Source organism: Sorangium sp. So ce726, from assembly GCF_051521405.1.
Lineage (GTDB): Bacteria > Myxococcota_A > Polyangia > Polyangiales > Polyangiaceae > Sorangium.
In genome coordinates this window covers 8,299,165-8,317,868 of record NZ_CP150349.1, presented here as the reverse complement: position 1 = coordinate 8,317,868, position 18,704 = coordinate 8,299,165, and the positions used below count along the sequence as shown (strand labels likewise).

General features: G+C 70.1%; 3 protein-coding genes. All 3 read right to left on the bottom strand.

Features of this window, described 5'->3' with window-relative positions:
• Nucleotides 1–100 precede the first annotated feature (100 nt).
• The 3 genes from WME79_RS30660 to WME79_RS30650 all read right to left on the bottom strand — a co-directional run bounded on the left by WME79_RS30660 (nucleotide 101) and on the right by WME79_RS30650 (nucleotide 18,553).
• A complete protein-coding gene (locus tag WME79_RS30660; protein WP_437522046.1) occupies nucleotides 101–6,118 on the bottom strand; it encodes an AAA family ATPase in 6,018 nt (2,005 codons plus the stop codon).
• Between the two features lie 215 nt (nucleotides 6,119–6,333).
• The gene (locus tag WME79_RS30655; RefSeq protein ID WP_437522044.1) at nucleotides 6,334–12,357 is read right to left on the bottom strand and encodes an AAA family ATPase; all 6,024 of its coding nucleotides are present in this window, start codon (nucleotides 12,355–12,357) and stop codon (nucleotides 6,334–6,336) included.
• Between the two features lie 154 nt (nucleotides 12,358–12,511).
• Nucleotides 12,512–18,553, bottom strand: a complete 6,042-nt coding sequence (locus WME79_RS30650; protein ID WP_437522042.1) for an AAA family ATPase — start codon at nucleotides 18,551–18,553, stop codon at nucleotides 12,512–12,514.
• Nucleotides 18,554–18,704 lie beyond the last annotated feature (151 nt).

The window sequence follows — 18,704 nt, the reverse complement described above, 5'->3', positions numbered from 1 at the left end:
CATCCGTTCACAACGGAGGAGCCCGTGGGGGGCGAGGTTCAGGCTCGGGTGGGCCGCGATGCGCGCGAGATTGCCGGGCAGCCGACCAGGGAGCGCGCTCCTACGCCTGCGGGAGCAGGGCGCCCTGGCCGTCCGTCTCTGTCGCCGCCGCATGCAAAGGCAGCTCGACGATGAACGCAGCGCCCGCGCCTGGCGTGCTCTCGACGCGGATGGTGCCCCCGTGGGAGGTGACGATCCACCGAACGATGTAGAGGCCGAGGCCGAGGCCGCCGAAGTTGCGGACGGAGACGGCCCGCTCGAAGCGCTCGAAGATCCTGGCCTGGTCGGTCTCCGCGATGCCAATGCCGTGGTCGCGGACGACGAGCAGCGCGCGGCCTTCCAGGCCGCGCACGACGACGTGAATGGGGGCCCCCGCGCCGTACTTGAGCGCGTTGGACAGGAGGTTGATGAGGACCTGCTCCATGCGAGAAGCATCCCAGTCCCCGATCACGGGCTCGTCCAGATCGAGCTGGATGCGGCAGCGGGCGTCCGCGAGCTGCTGTCTCATTCGCTCGACGGCCTCGCGCGTCAGGGCCGTCAGGTCGAGGGGCGCGCGCGCGAGGGTGAGCCGGCCGGCGTTCAGGCGGGTGACGTCGAGCAGCTCGTTGACCAGGTGGGCGAGGCGCGCGATCTGTCGGTTGAGGAGCTGGATCGCGGCGTCGATGCGCTCCGGGGCGATCTCCGAGCGCTGGAAGCGGGGCAGGAGCCGGGCGAGGAGGTGGGCCTGCATCGTCAGCGAGGTGAGCGGTGTCTTGAGCTCGTGCGACGCGACGAGGAGGAACTCGTTCCGGCGCTCGATCGCCTCCTGGGCCTCGGCGAACAGGCGGGTATTGTCGAGCGCGAGCGCCGCACGGAGCCCGAGCTCCTCGCCGAGCCACAGGTCGGCGGGGCCGAACCGGCGCCGGGGCGCGGTCGCCAGCAGGGTCATGATCCCGAAGCGCCGGTCGCGCGCGAGGAGCGGGACCCGGAGGAAGGAGTGAACGCCGAGCGACTCCAGGACGGGCGCGGCGCGGACGTCGCCCACCTCGGGGCGGTCCGGCGAGCTCGCTGCCAGGGCCCGCAGCGCGTCCGTCACCGCGCCTGCGAGCTCGGCCGGCATCCCGGCGGTGACCGTGCGCCCGGCGGCGCCGTTGGGGAGCTCCACGTCGATGACGCACCGGTCGGCCAGCTCGGGCACGGCGAGCTCCGCGACGCTCTCGAGTGTGGCGCCGTAGCCGAGGGCCATGAGCTTGCGGCTCGCCTCGGCGAGGAAGCGCTCGGCCATCTCGGCCCGCTTGCGCTCGGTGATGTCGGTGGAGATGCCGCAGAGCACGCCGGGCATGACCTCCTCGCCGAGAGGGAATTTGAGCGACAGGAAGGTGTGCATCCCGTCCTCCTGCGGCAGGTCCTCCTCCCACTCCATCGGCTCGCCTGCCTCCAGCACTCGTCGATCGTGAGCGCCGATGATCTCGGCGACCGCGGCAGGCAAGAGCTCGGCGTCGCTCTTTCCGAGGAGCCGATGGCTCGGCAGGCCGGCGACGTTGCTCGCCTGGCGGTTGACGAGCAGATACCGGCCGTCGCGATCCTTGAGGAAGATGGCCGCGGCGGAGTTGTCGACGATGGCCTGGAGCGTGGCCTGGCTCTCGCGGAGCTCCCGCTCCGCCCGGCGCCGCTCGGCGTTCTCCTGCTCGATATCGGTATAGAGCATGGCGTTCTCGAGCGAGATGGCCGATTGCGAGGCGAGCAGCTCGAGCACGGTGAGCCGCCCTGGGGTGAAGGCGCCGGTGACGAGGTTGTTCTCCAGGTAGAGCAGGCCGAGCAGCCGCGCCTGGCGCACGATCGGGAGGCACAGCACCGATCTCGGCCGCTTCCGCGTGAAATACTCGTCCTCCGAGAACGGGTGTCTGGCGGAGGCGTCGTCGAGCAGCACGCGCTCGTGGCTGCGGCGAACGTAGTTGAGAATGGATTGCGGCAGCGCGGCCGAAGGGGCCTCGCCGGCGTCGCGCATCCGCACCGCGCCCCTCGGCGTCTCGATCGCCGCGCTCCACAGGCGTTCACCCCGGACCAGGAGGACGCACCCCTGCTCGGCGCCCGCGTGCTCGACCATCGTGCGCAGGAGCATGTCGAGCAGGCGCTGGAGCTGGAGCTCTCCGGAGATGCTCTGAGAGGCCTTGACGACGGAGAGGACGTCGAACTGCTCGGCGCGGACGGCGAAGGTGACGGTGGGTGCGATCGGCTTTCGCTCGACGAGGAAGGGATACCGCTGGTCGAGCTGATCGACCTTGGCGTGGGCGCCCCAGCGGAAGTAGGCGGCGCGGGCCTTCTGGAGGTAAGCGTCGGCGGGCGTGGACAGGCCGCGGTCGCGGTAGAGCCGGGCGGCGAGCTCGCAGGCGATGGCCTCGTGCTGGACGAAGCCGCCCTCGTGCGCCGAGGAGATGGCCTGCTCGTAGAGCCCGATGGCCTCCAGGTCCTGCCCGCGGAGCCGCGCGATCTCGGCGCGGACCAGGGCGTGTTTGTGGAGGAAGTTGTCGGGGCCGCTCCTGGCCCACGCGCCGAGCTGCCGCTCGCACTCGATCAACTGTTCGGGCAGCCGCTCGGGGAGCTCCTCTGGCGGGGAGTCCCGCTCCGCGTGCGGTGCGTTGAAGAGGGCCGCGAGCGAGAGCGCGAGGTAATAGAAGCTCTCGGCCATGAGCGCGTGCGGCTGGTTCCAGAAGGGTTGCTCGGTGACGACGCGGGTCGCCGCCGCGAGCGCCTCGCCGGGAGAGCCGAGCACGAAGAGCGCTTGCGCCTTCAAGCTGTAGTACAATTCGTCCGTTGTCTCCAGCTCTCCCGCCTTCAGCCGCGCCTCGAAGGCCGCCGTATCCAGCTCGGAGCCGTCGAGCATCGCAAAGCGGGCCGGCCTCCCTCGCAGCGCCTGGATCATGGCGCGGGCGCTGAGGAGGACGCCGTGCGCGAACGCAAAACCCGCGCTGCGCACGAAGCCGAGGCGCTCGTCGACCTCGCGGAGCACGTCCTCGAGCGCCTCGCCAGAGAGCAGGTGGAACAGCGCGTCCCACATGCAGCTGAAGCACGCCATGCTCAGGACACCGGACTCGACCGCGGCGCTGAAGCTGGCGCGCCCGTACGGATACGTCTCTCTGTAGTGGCGTGTCCAGAAGGCGACGTGGTGTCCGAAGGTGGCGAACACCATCGATTTCGTGGTGAGGAGGCCGCTCCTCTGCGCCAGGTCATGGCCGAGCTTGGCGAACCGATAGGCCTCCTTGTATCGACCGAACCTCGGGCCGAACATCCTCGCGAAGGCCGTGTACGCGACGGCGGAGCTCTCGGCGTTGCCGTGGCGCAGGCTGAGCTGGACCATGCGCAGGAAGGTGAGAAAGAACAGGTTTGGGGTCATGAAGGACGCAGCGATGCCCGCGCCCTCCAGCACACCCATCGTGAGCTTGATCTCCCGGTCGGTCATGGGGGGCAGGTGAATCAGGTCCTCGATCGCCCGGTCGCCCAGGGCCTGCCAGACGCCCTTCGTCTCCTCTTCGAGCTGTGTGTCCGTGGGGAGGCGCGGAAGATCGATGTCGCAGGTGCGGAGCCACGAGAGGCCGATCTCCACGGCGCGGGCGGATTGCCCGCGGATCATACAGAGCGTAACGATGAGCTCGACGGCGGCGGCCGTCTCGGTCCTGGTCCTCGCGCGCTCCATGAGCTCTTCGAGGAGCCGCTCGGCCTCGTCGAAGCCGCCGGTGATGTACGCGACGTGCGCGCGCTCGAGCGTCAGGTCGTAGGTCAGCGCGTGCTGCGCGTCCCAAGAGGCCTGCGCGAGCAGGGAGAGGCCCGCGGCGAAGAGCGCGGCGGCGGACTGAAAGGCCGCGGCGGCCTTGGCCTTCCTGCCAGCCCGGAGGTTCAGCGCGGCGAGCTCGTCGCGCTCGGCCTGAGAACGGAGGAGCGCGGCGCCGCGGTTGAGGTGGCCGACGACATCGAAGAGCGCCTCGTCGGGCTCCTCCGCGCGCCGCGCCTTCAGGAGCAGCTGGCCGATCCGGAGGTGCATCTCGGCCAGCTGCCCTGCCGGGATGAGCGAATACGCGGCTTGCTGCACCCGGTCATGGAGGAAGCGATAGCCAGAGCCCCGGCGGAGCAGCAGCCCCTCCCGCACGGCCTCCTCGAGCGCGTCGCGGAGCTCCTCCGCCGGACGGCCCGCGACCACTGCGAGGGGTTCGAGGTCCAGGCTGTTGCCGAGGCACGCGGCGAGCTTGAGCGCGTCGTGCGTCGGGGCCGAGAGCCGCTTGAGCTTGCCGGCCATCAGCTCGACGACGTTGTCGGTGAAGCCCTTGTCGCGGATGGCGGCGATGTCCCACCGCCATGCGCCCTCGCCTGCGTCGAAGGTGATGAGCCCCTCGTCATGCAGGGCGATGAGGAACTGGAGCGCGAAGAAGGGGTTGCCGCCGGTCTTCTCGTAGACGAGCTGCGAGAGCGGCTCGACGTGCGCTTCGGGCGCGTGGACCGCCTCGGCGACGAGCGCCCCGACGTGGGCGGCGGAGAGCGGCGCGAGGACGAGCTCGGAGACGGCGGCGCCGCGCTTCTGCACCTCGGCCAAGGTGAGCCGGAGCGGGTGCGCGGGGCCGACCTCGTTGTCGCGGTAGGCGCCGATCAGCAGGAGGTGCTCGGAGCCAGTATAGGTGGCGAGCTGCTCGAGCAAGAGGAGGCTGGCCGCGTCGGCCCACTGGAGATCATCGAGGAAGAGCGCGATGGGGTGCTCCTTCCGGGCGCAGGCGGCGACGAAGCGCTGGAGCGTGGCGAGCAGCCGGCTCTGGGCCTCGGTGGGCGGGAGCTCGGGCACCGGCGGCTGCGGGCCGAGGAGCAGGGCGAGCTCGGGGAGCACGTCGGTGAGCAGTGCGCCGTCCTGGCCGAGGGCCTCACGGAGGCGCTGCCTCCAGCGCTCGAGCTGCTCCTCGCTCGCGCCCAGGAGCTCCCGCAAGAGCGCCCGGAACGCCTGGAGAAAGGCGTGGTAAGGGATATCGCGCTTGAATTGCTCGAACTTGCCCGAGAGGAAGAAGCCGCGCTCGCGCACGACGGGCCTGTGCAGCTCGGCGACGAGCGAGGACTTGCCGATGCCCGAATAGCCCGAGACGAGGACGAGCTCTGGCCGGCCGTCCGCGACCACCCGCTCGAACACGGCGAGCAGCGCCTCCACCTCGCGCTCGCGGCCGTAGAGCCGCTGCGGGACCTGGAACCGGTCCGAGAGATCGCGCCCGCCGAGCGGGAAGGGTTGAATCGATCCGCTCGCCTGCCACCTTGCGAAGCACGCGTCGAGGTCGTGGCGCAGGCCGAGGGCGCTCTGATAACGCTCCTCGGCGGCCTTGGAGAGCAGCTTGAGGACGACCGCCGACAGGAGCGGGGGAATCGAGGAGACGAGCGCGTGCGGCGGCCGCGGCGCCTGGGCGATGTGGCAATAGACCCACTCGACGGGGTCGCTGGCCTGGAAGGGCAGGGCGCCAGTCAGCATCTCGTGGAAGACGACGCCGAGGGAGTACAGGTCGGTCCGCTCGTCGACGCGGCGGTTCATACGGCCCGTCTGCTCTGGCGCCATGTAGGCGAGCGTGCCCTCGATGAGCCCGTCGTGCGCGAGCTCCTGGGCCTCGCGGGGCGCGAGGGAGGCGATGCCGAGATCGGTGATCTTCAGCTCGCCGGTATCGGGGTTGTAGAGCAGGTTCTGGGGTTTGATGTCCTTGTGGATGATGCGGTGCCGGTGCAGCTCGGCGAGCGCGTCGGTGAGGCGGAGGGCGAGGGGGAAGAAGCGCTCGAGGGGCATCGGCCCGTCGCCATCGAGCAGCCGGTCGAGCGAGCGGCCGCCGAAGTCCTCGAGGACCAGGGTCATCTGGTCGCGGAACGGCTCGATGCCGTAGGCCCTGATGACGACGGGTGAATCGAGCGCTCTGGCGACCGCGAGCTCGTGCTGGAGCCGGCCGAGGGCGCGGGGGCTTGCGTGGTCGCGCCGCAGGGCCTTGAGCACCACCGGTCGGCCGTCCTCCTCACGCCGCGCGCGATAGAGGAGGGTATCTGCTCCTTGGTGCAGCACCTCCAGCACGCGGTAGCGTGGACTATCGGGCATAGGAATTTCTTTGAAAACCGGGGCGCCAGCGCCGCGTTGCGGCTCAACTCGCTACACTGCCAAAAGCGGTGCGCCTCGTCACGAGCAAACGGCGCCGCGTTGTTGTGCCGGCTCGCCGGTGGTGACGCCTTCGTCCATGCACGGCGATAGCGGGGACGGAAAGGGAGCTGCTGAGGCGCAATCGGGCGTAGGCGCGCGCAGCGCGCTGCGCGCGCCTACGCCTGCGGGAGCAGGGCATCCTGGCCGTCCGCCTCTGCCTCCGCCGCATGCAAAGGCAGCTCGACGACGAACGTGGCGCCCGCGCCCGGTTTGCTCTCGACGCGGATGGTGCCGCCGTGAGAGGTGACGATCCACCGAACGATGTAGAGGCCGAGTCCGAGACCGCCGAAGTTGCGGACGGAGACGGCGCGCTCGAAGCGCTCGAAGATCCTGGCCTGATCGGCCTCGGCGATGCCGATGCCGTGATCGCGGACGACGAGCAGCGCGCGATCGCCGTCGCTGCGGACGACGACGTGAATCGGCTCTCCCGCGCCGTACTTGAGCGCGTTGGACAGGAGGTTGATGAGGACCTGATCCATGCGAGAGGCATCCCAGTGCCCGACGACGGGCCCTTCCAGCTCGAGCTGGGTGCGGCAGCGTGCGCTCGCGAGCTGCTGCCTCATCCGCTCGACGGCCTCACGCGTCAGGGCGGCCAGATCGACGGGGGCGCGCGTGAGGGTGAGCCGGCCGGCGTTCAGGCGGGTGACGTCGAGCAGCTCGTTGACCAGGTGGGCGAGGCGCGCGATCTGGCGGTTGAGGACCTGGAGCGTGGCGTCGATGCGCTCCGGGGCGACCTCTGCGCGCTGGACGCGGGGCAGGAGGCGGGCGAGGAGGTGAGCCTGCATCGTGAGCGAGGTGAGGGGCGTCTTGAGCTCATGGGATGCGACGACGAGGAACTCGTTGCGGCGCTCGATCGCCTCCTGGGCCTCGGCGAACAGGCGGGTATTGTCGAGCGCGAGCGCCACGCGGAGCCCGAGCTCTTCGGCGAGCCACAGGTCGGTGGGGCGGTAACGGCGCCGGGGAGCGGCCGCCAGCAGGGTCATGACGCCGAAGCGCCGGTCGCGCGCGAGGAGCGGGACGCGGAGGAAGGAGTGGACGCCGAGCTGTTCGAGGAGGGGCGCGGCGCGGAGGTCACCCACCTCGGGGCGGTCCGGCGAGCTCGCTGCCAGGGGCCGCAGCGCGTCCGTCACCGCGCCTGCGAGGTCGGCCGGCACGCCTGCGGTGACCGCGGTGACCGCGTGTCCCGTGGCGTCCGGGGAGCTGCGAGCGAGGTCCACGTCGATGACGCACCAGTCGGCCAGCTCGGGCACGGCGAGCTGCGCGACGCTCTCGAGGGTGGCGCCGTAACCGAGGGCCATGAGCTTGCGGCTCGCCTCGGCCAGGAAGCGCTCGGCGAGCTCGGTGCGCTTGCGCTCTGTGATGTCGGTGGAGATGCCGCAGAGCACGCCGGGCATGACGTTCTCGCCCAGCGGGAACTTGATGGACAGGCCGGTGCGCAGGTCGCCGTCGATCAGCACCTCCTCCTCGAACTCCATGGGCTCGCCGGAGTCGAGCACCTTCCGGTCGTGGTCGTCGATGGCGCTGGCGACGGCGGCAGGCAGGAGCTCGGCGGTCGTCTTTCCGACGATCTGCTCGGCCTTCATGCCGAGGGCGCGGGCGACCTCCCGGTTGACGAGCAGGTGGCGGCCGTCGCGATCCTTGAGGTAGATGGCTGCAGCGGAGTTGTCGACGATGGCCTGGAGCGTCTTCTGGTTCGTCTGGAGCTCGCGCTCGGCCCGGCGCCGCTCGGCGTTCTCCTGCTCGATATCGGTATAGAGCATGGCGTTCTCGAGCGAGATGGCCGACTGTGAGGCGAGCAGCTCGATGACGCTGAGCCGCGCCGGAGTGAAGGCGCCGGTGACAAGGTTGTTCTCCAGGTAGAGCAGGCCGAGCAGCCGGGCCTGGCGCACGATCGGCAGGCACAGCACCGATTTCGGGCGCTTGCGCCTGAAATACTCGTCCTCCATGAAGCGGTGCAGGTCGGTGGCGTCGTCGAGCAGCACGCGCTCGTGGCTCCGGCGAACATAGTTGAGGACGGCCTGCGGCAGCGCGGCGGCGTGCGCCTCGCCCGCGCCGAGCAGCCGCACCGCGCTCCCGGGCGCCCCGAGCGCCGCCGTGCACGGGCGCTCACCCCGGACCAGGAGGACACATCCCTCCTCGGCGCCCGAGTGCTCGATCACGACGCGCAGGAGCGTCTCGAGCAGGCGCGGGAGCTTGAGCTCGCCGGAGATGCTCTGTGACGCCTTCACGACCGACAGGACGTCGAACTGCTCGGCACGCACGGCGAAGGTGACAGTAGGGGCGATCGGCTTTCGCTCGACGAGGAAGGGATACCGCTGATCGAGCTGCTCCACCTTGGCGTGGGCGCCCCACGAAAAATAGCCGGCGCGGGCCTTTTGCAGGTAGCTGTTGGCGGGCGTGGAGAGGCCGCAGGCGTTGTAGAACCCCGCGGCGAGCTCGCAGGCGATTGCCTCGTGCTGGACGAACCCGCCCTCCCGGGCCGACGTGATGGCCTGCTCGTAGAGCCGGCTTGCCTCCGGTTCGTGCCCGAGGAGCCGCGCGTTCTCGGCGCGGACCAGGGCGTGCTTGTGGAGGAAGTTGTCGGGGCAGCTCTCCGCCCACACGCCGATCTGCCGCTCGCACTCGACGAGCTCTTCCGGGAGCGCCTGCAGCGGGGGCGACCGCGCCTCGTGCGGCGCGTTGAAGAGGGCCGCGAGCGCGAGCGCGCGATAATAGACGCTCTCGGCGATCAGCGCGTCCCGGAAGAGGTGCTCGGTGCTCTCGCGGGTCACCGCGGCGAACGCCTCTCCGGGAGGGCCGAGCACAAAGAGCGCCTGCGCCTTCAGGCGGTAATAGAGCGCGCGCGCGACATGTTGATCCCCCGCCTCCAGCCACGCCTCGAAGGCCGGCGGATCCAGATCGGACCCGTCCAGCATCGAGAAGCGGACCGGCCTCCCCCGCAGCGTCTGGATCATCGCGAGGCCGCCGAGGAGGATGCAGTACGCGAACGGGTAACCCGTCCTGCGCACGAAGCTGAGGCGCTCTTCGAGCTCGTGGAGCACGTCCTCCAGCGGCTCGCCAGCGAACAGCGGGAACAGCGCGGCCCATATGCAATTGTAACACGCGTCGATCAGCTTGCCGGACTCGACCGCGGCGCTGAAGCCGGCGCGCGTGTACGGATACGTCTCTCTGTAATGGCGTGTCCAGAAGACGACATTCTGACCGAAGAGGGTGAACACCACCGATTTCGTGGTGAGGAGGCCGCTCCTCTGCGCCAGGTCGTGGCCGAGCTTGCCGAACCGATAGGCCTCCTGGTATCGCCCGAACCTCGGGCCGATCATCCTCGCGAGGGCGGTGTAGGCGTAAGCGGAGCTCTCGGCGTTGCCGTGGCGCAAGCTGAGCTTGGCCGCGCGCAGGACGATGAGAAAGTTCAGGTTCGGGTCCACGAAGTACGCAGGGAGGGCCGCGCTCTGCAGCACACCCATCGTGAGCTCGAGCTCCAGGTTCGTCATGGGGGGCAGGCGGATCAGATCCTCGATCGCCCGATCGCCCAGGGCCTGCCAGACGCTCTCGGTCTCCTCGTTGATCTGTGCGCCGGTGGGGTGGAGCGGCAGGTCGATGTCGCAGGTACGGAGCCACGAGAGCCCGATCTCCACCGCGCGGGCGTAGCGCGCGCGGGTGACGTTCAGCGCGACGGCGAGCTTGACGACGGCGGCCCTCTCGGGCCGGGTCCTCGCGCGCTCCATGAGCTCGTCGAGGAGCCGCTCGGCCTCGTCGAAGCCGCTGGTCATGTACGCGACGTGCGCGCGCTCCAAGGTCATGTCGTAGGTCAGCTCGTACCGCGTCTCCCAGCGGTCCGGCGCGAGCAGGGAGAGGCCCGCGGCGAAGAGCGCGGCGGCGGACTGGAAGGCCGCGGCGGCCTTGGCCTTCCTGCCGGCGCGGAGGTTCAGCGCCGCGATCTCGTCCCGCTCTGCCTGGGATTGCAGGAGCGAGGCGCCGCGGTTGAGGTGGCCGACGACCTCGAAGAGCGCCTCGTCGCGCACCTCCGCGCGCTGCGCGTTGCGGAGCAGCCGGCCGATCCCCAGGTGCACCTCCGCGAGCTGTCCGGCCGGGATCAGCGAATAAGCAGCTTGCTGCACCCGGTCGTGGAGGAATTGATAGGCAGAGACCCGTCGGAGCAGCAGCCCCTCCCGCACGGCCTCCTCGAGCGCGTCGCGGAGCTCCGCCGCCGGGCGGCTCGCGACCACCGCCAACGCGTCGAGGTCCAGGTTGCTGCCGAGGCAGGCGGCGAGCTTGAGCGCGTCCCGCGCCGGGATCGAGAGCCGCTTGATCCTGCCCACCAGCAGGTCAACGACGTTGTCGGTGAAGCCCTTGTCGCGGATCGCGGCGATGTCCCACCGCCACCTGCCCTCGTCCGCGTCGAAGGCGATGAGCCCCTCCTGGTGCAGCGCGATCAGGAACTGCAGCACGAAGAAGGGGTTGCCGGCGGTCTTGTCATAGACCAGCTGCGAGAGCGGCTCGACGTGCGCTTCGGGCGCGTGGACCGCCTCGGCGACGAGCGCGCCGACATGAGCGGCGGAGAGCGGCTCGAGGACGAGCTCGGAGACGGCGGCGCCGCGCTTCCGCGCCTCGGCCAGCGTGAGCCGGAGCGGGTGCGCGGGGCCGACCTCATTGTCGCGGTACGCGCCGATCAGCAGGAGATGCTCTGGCTCGGCGTAGGTCGCGAGCTGCTCGAGCAGGAGGAGGCTCTCCACGTCGGCCCACTGGAGATCGTCGAGGAAGAGGACGACAGGGTGCTCCTTCTGGGCGCACGCGGCGACGAAGCGCTGGAGGGTCGCGTGCAGCCGTCCCTGGGCCTCGGCGGGCGGGAGCTCGGGCACGGGCGGCTGCGGGCCAAGGAGCAGCCCGAGCTCGGGGAGCACGTCGGCGAGCAGCCTGCCGTTGGGGCCGAGGGGCTCCCGCAGCTGCCGTCTCCAGCGCTCGAGCTGCTCCTCGCTCGCGCCGAGGATCTCCTGCACGAGCGCCCGGAACGCCTGCAGGAAAGCGCGGTAGGGGACGTCCCTCGCGGTCTGGTCGAACTTACCGCAGAGGAAGAACCCCCGCTCCCTGACGATCGGCCGGTGCAGCTCGGCGACGAGCGACGACTTGCCGATGCCCGAGTAGCCCGACACGAGCACCAGCTCTGGCCGGCCCTGCGCCACCACCCGCTCGAACGCCGCGAGCAGCGCCGCCACCTGGCGCTCGCGCCCGTAGAGCCGCTGCGGCGCCTGGAATCGGTCGGAGAGATCGCGCTCACCCAGCGCGAAGGGCTCAATGGCGCCGTTCGCCCGCCACTTCACGAAGCACTCGTCGAGATCGTGCCGCAGGCCGGCAGCGCTCTGGTAACGCTCCTCGGCGGCCTTGGAGAGCAGCTTGAGCACGACGGCCGAGAGCTGCGGTGGAATCGAGGGGACGAGCGCGTGCGGCGCGATCGGCGTCTGGGCGATGTGGCAATAGACCCACTCGACGGGATCGCTGGCCCGGAACGGCAGGGTGCCCGTCAGCAGCTCGTAGAAGGCGACCCCGAGGGAGTAAAGGTCGGTCCGCCCGTCGATCCAGCGGTTCATCCGGCCCGTCTGCTCCGGGGCCATGTAGGCCAGCGTCCCTTCGACGCGCCCTTCGTGCGTGAGGTGCTGGTGCTCGCGGGGTAGCAGGGAGGCAATGCCCAGATCGGTGATCTTCACCTCGCCGGTGGACGGGTTGAAGAGCAGGTTCTGAGGTTTGATGTCCTTGTGGATGACGTGCCGCCGGTGCAGCTCGGCGAGCGCGGCGGCGAGGCGCAGGGCGAGGGGGAAGAAGCGCTCGATCGACATCGGGCGCATCGGCCCATCGCCCTCGAGCAGCTGGTCGAGCGAGCGGCCGCCGAAGTCCTCCAGGACCAGCGCGACCCGATCGCCGAACGCCTCGATCGCGTGGGCCTTGACGACGACCGGCGCGTCGAGCGCCCTGGCGATCTCGAGCTCGTGCTGGAGCCGGCCGAGGGCGCGGGGGCTCGCGTGATCGCGCCGCAGGACCTTGAGCACCACCGGCCGGCCGTCCTCCTCGCGCCGCGCGCGGTAGAGGATCGTATCCGCACCTTGGTGCAGCACCTCCAGCACGCGATAACGTGGACTATCGGGCATAGGAAGAGCTTTGAAAACCGAGGCGCCAGCGACGCGTCGCGGGTCAACTCGATACACTGCCAAAAGCGCCGCACCTCGTCACGAGCAAACGGCGGCCCGTCCGCGCCGGCTGAGGCAGCAGTCGGTGCCGACGCGCGCAGCACGCAGCGCGCGCCTACGCGTGCGGGAGGAAGGTGCCCTGGACGTCTGTCTCCGGCTCGGCCGGGTGCAAAGGCAGCTCGACGATGAAGGAGGCGCCCGCGCCCGGCGTGCTCTCGACGCGGATGGTGCCGCCGTGAGAGGCGACGATCCATCGAACGATGTAGAGGCCGAGTCCGAGACCGCCGAAGTTGCGGACGGAGACGGCGCGCTCGAAGCGCTCGAAGATCCTGGCCTGATCGGCCTCGGCGATGCCCATGCCATGATCGCGGACCACGAGGAGGGCTCGATCGGCCTGCCCGCGCACGACGACGTGAATGGGGGCGCCCGCGCCGTATTTGATCGCGTTGGAGAGCAGGTTGATGAGGACTTGCTCCATGCGAGAGGCATCCCAGTGCCCGACCACAGGCCCTTCCAGAGCGAGCTCGGTGCGGCAGCGCGCGCCCGCGAGCTGCTGGCTCATCCGCTCGACGACCTCGCGCGTCAAGGCCGCCAGATCGAACGGCGCGCGCGTGAGCGAGAGCCGCCCGGCGTTCAGGCGGGTGACGTCGAGCAGCTCGTTGACCAGGTGGGCGAGGCGCGCGATCTGTCGGTTGAGGACCTGGAGCGCGGCGTCGATGCGCTCCGGGGAGATCTCCGCGCGCCGGTAGCGGGGCAAGAGCCGCTCGAGCAGGTGCGCCTGCATCTTCAGCGAGGTGAGCGGTGTCTTGAGCTCGTGGGAGGCGACGAGGAGGAACTCGTTCCGGCGCTCGATCGCCTCCTGGGCTTCGGCGAACAGACGGCTGTTGTCGAGCGCGAGCGCCGCACGGAACCCGAGCTCCTCGGCGAGCCGCAGGTCGGCAGGGCCATAACGGGGTCGGGGCGCGGCCGCCAGCAAGGTCATGACGCCGAAGCGCCGGTCGCGCGCGAGGAGCGGGACGCGGAGGAAGGAGTGAATGCCGAGCTGCTCGAGGAGGGGCGCGGCGCGGACGTCGCCCACCTCAGGGTGGTTCGGCGAGGTGGCTGCGAGGGGCCGCAGCGCGTCCGTCACCGCGCTTGCGAGGTCGTCCGGCACGCCCGCGGTGACCGTGGTTCCAGGGGCGCGGCTCTCGAGGTCCACGTCGATGACGCACCGGTCGGCCAGCTCGGGCACGGCGAGCTGCGCGACGCTGTCGAGGGTGGCGCCGTAGCCGAGGGCCATGAGCTTGCGGCTCGCGTCGGCGAGGAAGCGCTCGGCGACCTCGGCGCGCTTGCGCTCGGTGATGTCGGTGGAGATGCCGCAGAGCCCGCCGGGCATGACCTCCTCGCCGAGAGGGAACTTGAGCGAGAGGAAGGTGTGCAGCCCGTCCTCCAGCGGCAGCTCCTCCTCCCACTCCATCGGCGCGCCCGCCTCGCGCACCTTCCTGTCGTGGTCGTGCAGGGCCTCGGCGACTGGAGGATGCACGAGCTCGGCGACCGTCTTTCCGACGATCGCCGAGATCGGCATGCGCATGAGGGCGCCCACGTGCCGGTTGGCGAGCAGGAGCCGACCTTCGTGATCCTTGACGTAAATGGCCGTGGCCGAGTTGTCGACGATGGCCTGGAGGGTCGCCTGGTTGGTCTTCAGCGCCTGCTCGGCCCGCCGCCGCTCGGCGTTCTCCCGCTCGACCTCGGCATACAGCATGGCGTTCTCGAGCGAGATGGCCGATTGCGACGCAAGCAGCTCGAGCACGCTGAGCCGCCCGGGGGTGAACGCCCCGGTGATGAGACTGTTCTCCAGGTAGAGCAGGCCGAGCAGCCGGGTATGCCGCACAATCGGGAGGCACAGCACCGATCTGGGCGCCTTCTGCCTGAAATACTCGTCCTCCGAGAACGGGTGCCTCGCGGCTGCGTCGTCGAGCAGCACGCGCTCGTGGCTGCGGCGAACGTAGTTGAGGACCGACTGCGGTAGCTCGGCCGCCGCCGCCTCGCGCGCGTCGAGCAGCCGCGCCGCGCCGCTGGACGTCGAGAGCGCCGCCGCGATCGACAGGCGATCCTTCCGGACCAGGAGCACATGCCCCTCTCCGGCGCCCGCGTGCTCGATCGCGACGCGCAGGAGCATCTCGAGCAGGCGCGGGAGCTGGAGCTCGCTGGAGATGCTCTGAGAGGCCTTGACGACGGACAGGACGTCAAACTGCTCGGCCCGGACGGCGAAGGTGACGGTGGGCGCGATCGGCTTGCGCGGGGCGAGGTGGGGATAACGCTGATCGAGCTGCTCCACCTTGGCGTGGGCGCCCCAGCGGGAATAGGCGGCGCGGGCCTTTCGCAGGCAGGCGTCCGCGGGGGTGGCGAGGCCGCGCGCGTGGTAAAACGCCGCGGCGCGCTCGCTGGCGATGGCCTCGTGCTGGACGAAGCCGCCCTCTTGCGCCGACGACGCGGCCTGCTCGTAGAGCCGGATCGCCTCCGATTCCTGCCCACGGAGCCGGGCGATCTCGGCGCGGACCAGCGTGTGTTTGTGGAGGAAGTTGTCGGGGCCGTTCCTGGCCCACTCGCCGAGCTGCCGCTCGCACTCGATCAACTGTTCGGGCAACTGTTCGGGCAGCTGCGCGGGGAGCTCCCCCGGCGGCGTGGGCCGCGGCTCTCGTGCCTCGCGCACCTCGCCAGCGTCGGTGAGCGCAGCGAGCGCGAGCGCGAGATAGTAGAAGTTCTCGGCGATGAGCACGTGCGGCTCGGTCCTCAAGGGGTGCTCGTTGATCGCGCGGGTCGCCGCCGCGAACGCCTCGCTGGGCGCGCCGAGCACGAAGAGCGCCTGGGCCTTCAAGCTGTAATAGCGGCTGCGAATTCGGTGCAGATCCCCCTTGTCGAGCCGCGCCTCGAAGGCCGGCGGATCCAGCTCGGACCCGTCCAGCATCACGACGCGGGCCGGCCTCCCGCGCAGCGCCTGGATCATCACGTGGGCGCCGAGGAGGGAGCTGTGCGCGTACGCGTATCCAGCCCTGCGCACGAAGCCGAGGCGCTCATCGACCTCGCGGAGCACGTCTTCCAGCGGCTCGCCAGAGAGCAGCCGGAACAAGGGAGCCCAGATGCAGTTGAGGCACGCCATGTTCAGGTCACCGGACTCGACCGCGGCGCTGAAGCCGGCGCGCGAGTACGCATACGTCTCTCGGTAGTGGCGTGTCCAGAACACGACATGCTGTCCAAAGACGGTGAACACCACCGATTTCGTGGTGAGGAGGCCGCTCCTCTGCGCCAGGTCGTGGCCGAGCTTGCCGAACAGATACCCCTCCTGGTATCGCCCGAACCTGGGGCCGAGCACCCTCGCGAAGTCGGCGTACGCGTAAGCGGAGGTCTCGGCGTTGCCGTGGCGCAGGCTGAGCTCGACCCTGCGCAGGACCATGAGACAGTGCAGGTCCACGTCCGCGAAGAACGCAGGGGTGGCCATCGCCTGCAGCACACCCATCGTGACCTTGATCTCCGGGTGCGTCATGGCGGGCAGATGGATCAGATCCTCGATCGCCCGTTCGCCCAGGGCTCGCCAGACGCACTCCGCCTCCTTTTCGAGCTGTGCGTCGGTGGGGTGGAGCGGAAGCTCGATGTCGCAGCTGCGGAGCCACGAGAGCCCGATCTCCACCCCGCGGGCGCATTGCCCGCGGGTCAGGTAGAAGGCGAGGGCGAGCTCGACGACGGCGGCCGTCTCTCGATGGGTCCTCGCGCGCCGGGGGAGCTCTTCGAGGAGCCGTTCGGCTTCGTCGAAGCCGCCGGTGATGTACGCGACGTGCGCGCGCTCGAAGGTCAGCTCGAAGGTCAGCTCGCGCCGCGTCTCCCAGCGGTCCGGCGCGAGCAGGCCGAGGCCCGCGGCGAAGAGCGCGGCGGCGGACTGGAAGGCCGCGGAGGCCTTGGCCTTCCTGCCGGCGCGGAGGTTGAGCGCGGCGACCTCGTCGCGCTCGGCCCGGGAACGGATGAGCGCGGCGCCGCGGTTGAGGTGGCCGACGATGTCGAAGAGCGCCTCGTCGCGCTCCTCCGCGCGCGGCGCCTTCAGGAGCAGCCGGCCGATCCCGAGGTGCACCTCGGCCAGCTGTTCTGCCGGGATGAGCGAGTAAGCGGCTTGCTGCACCCGGTCATGGAGGAAGCGATAGCCAGAGCCCCGGCGGAGCAGCAGCCCCTCCCGCACGGCCTCCTCGAGCGCGTCGCGGAGCTCCTCCGCCGGACGGCGCGCGATGATCTCGAGGGGTTCGGGGTCCAGGGTGTTGCCGAGGCAGGCGGCGAGCTTGAGGGCGTCGCGCGTCGGGACCGAGAGGCGCTTGAGCTTGCCGGCCATCAGCTCGACGACGTTGTCGGTGAAGCCCTTGTCGCGGATGGCGGCGATGTCCCACCGCCATGCGCCCTCGTCGGCGTCAAAGGTGATGAGCCCCTCTTCGTGCAGCGCGATCAGGAACTGGAGCACGAAGAAGGGGTTGCCGGCGGTCTTCTCGTAGACGAGCTGCGAGAGCGGTTCGACCTGCGCTTCGGGCGCGTGGACCGCCTCTGCGACGAGCGCCCCGACATGGGCGGCGGAGAGCGGCTCGAGGACGAGCTCGGAGACGGCGGCGCCGCGCTTCTGCACCTCGGCCAGGGTGAGCCGGAGCGGGTGCGCGGGGCCGACCTCGTTGTCCCGGTAGGCGCCTATCAGCAGGAGGTGTTCGGGCTCGGCGTAGGTGGCGAGCTGCTCGAGCAAGAGGAGGCTGGCCGCGTCGGCCCACTGGAGATCATCGAGGAAGAGCGCGACGGGGTGCTCCTTCTGGGCGCAGGCGGCGACGAAGCGCTGGAGCATGGCGAGCAGCCGGCTCTGGGCCTCGGTGGGCGGGAGCTCGGGCACCGGCGGCTGCGGGCCGAGGAGGAGATCGAGCTCGGGGAGCACGTCGGTGAGCAGCCTGCCGTTCTGTCCGAGGGCCTCCCGCAGCTGCCGTCTCCAGCGCTCGACCTGCTCCTCGCTCGCGCCGAGGATCTCCTGAAAGAGCGCCCGGAACGCCTGAAGGAAAGCACGGTAGGGGACATCCCTCGCGGTCTGATCGAACTTACCGGAGAGGAAGAAGCCGCGCTCGCGCACGACAGGCCCGTGCAGCTCGGCGACGAGCGAGGACTTGCCGATGCCCGAGTAGCCCGATACGAGCGTGAGCTCAGGCCGGCCCTGCGCCACCACGCGCTCGAACGCGGCGAGCAGCGCCTTGATTTCGCGCTCGCGGCCGTAGCGCCGCTGTGGGACCCGGAACCGGTCGGAGAGATCGCGTTCACCGAGCGCGAAGGGCTGGATGTCGCCGTTCGCCCGCCACCTTGCGAGGCATTCGTCGAGGTCGTGCCACAAGCCCGCCGCGCTCTGGTAACGCTCCTCGGCGGCCTTGGAGAGCAGCTTGAGCACGACCTCGGACAGGAGCGGTGGAATCGATGGGACGAGCGTGTGCGGCGGGACCGGCTTCTGCGCGATATGGCAATAGACCCACTCGACGGGATCGTTCGCCCGGAACGGCAGGGCGCCAGTCAGCATCTGGTAGAAGGTGACGCCGAGGGAGTACAGGTCGGTCCGCTCGTCGATCGAGCGGTTCATCCGGCCTGTTTGCTCCGGCGCCATGTAGGCGAGAGTCCCCTCGATGAGGCTCTTGTGGATGGGGTCCTGGGACTCGCAGGGCAGCAGGCAGGCGATGCCGAGATCGGTGATCTTCACCTCGCCCGTGCTGGGGTTGCAGAGCAGGTTCTGGGGCTTGATGTCCTTGTGGATGACGTGCCGCCGGTGGAGCTCGGTGAGCGCGGCTGTCAGGCGGAGGGCGAGGGGCAGGAAGCGCTCGAGCGGCATCGGCCCGTCGAGGAGGTGATCGAGCGAGCGGCCGCCGAAATCCTCCAGGACAAGCGCGGCCTGATCGTTGAACGATTCGATCGCGTACGGCTTGATGATGGCCGCCGTGTCGAGCGCGCTGGCGACCTCGAGCTCGTGCTGGAGCCTGCCGAGGGCGCGGGGGCTCGCGTGATCGCGCCGCAGGACCTTGAGCACCACCGGTCGGCCGTCCTCCTCGCGCCGCGCGCGGTAGAGGATGGTATCCGCACCTTGGTGCAGCACCTCCAGCGCGCGATAACGTGAACTATCGGGCATAGGAAGAAACCGGTGCGCCAGCGACGTGCCGTGGTTCAACTGTGTACACTGCCAAAAGCGGTGCGCCGCGTCACGAGCAAACGGCGGCGTCATCTTGCGCCGGCTCGCCTGCAGCGGTGCAGTCGTCATGCACGGCGGGAGCGGGGACGGA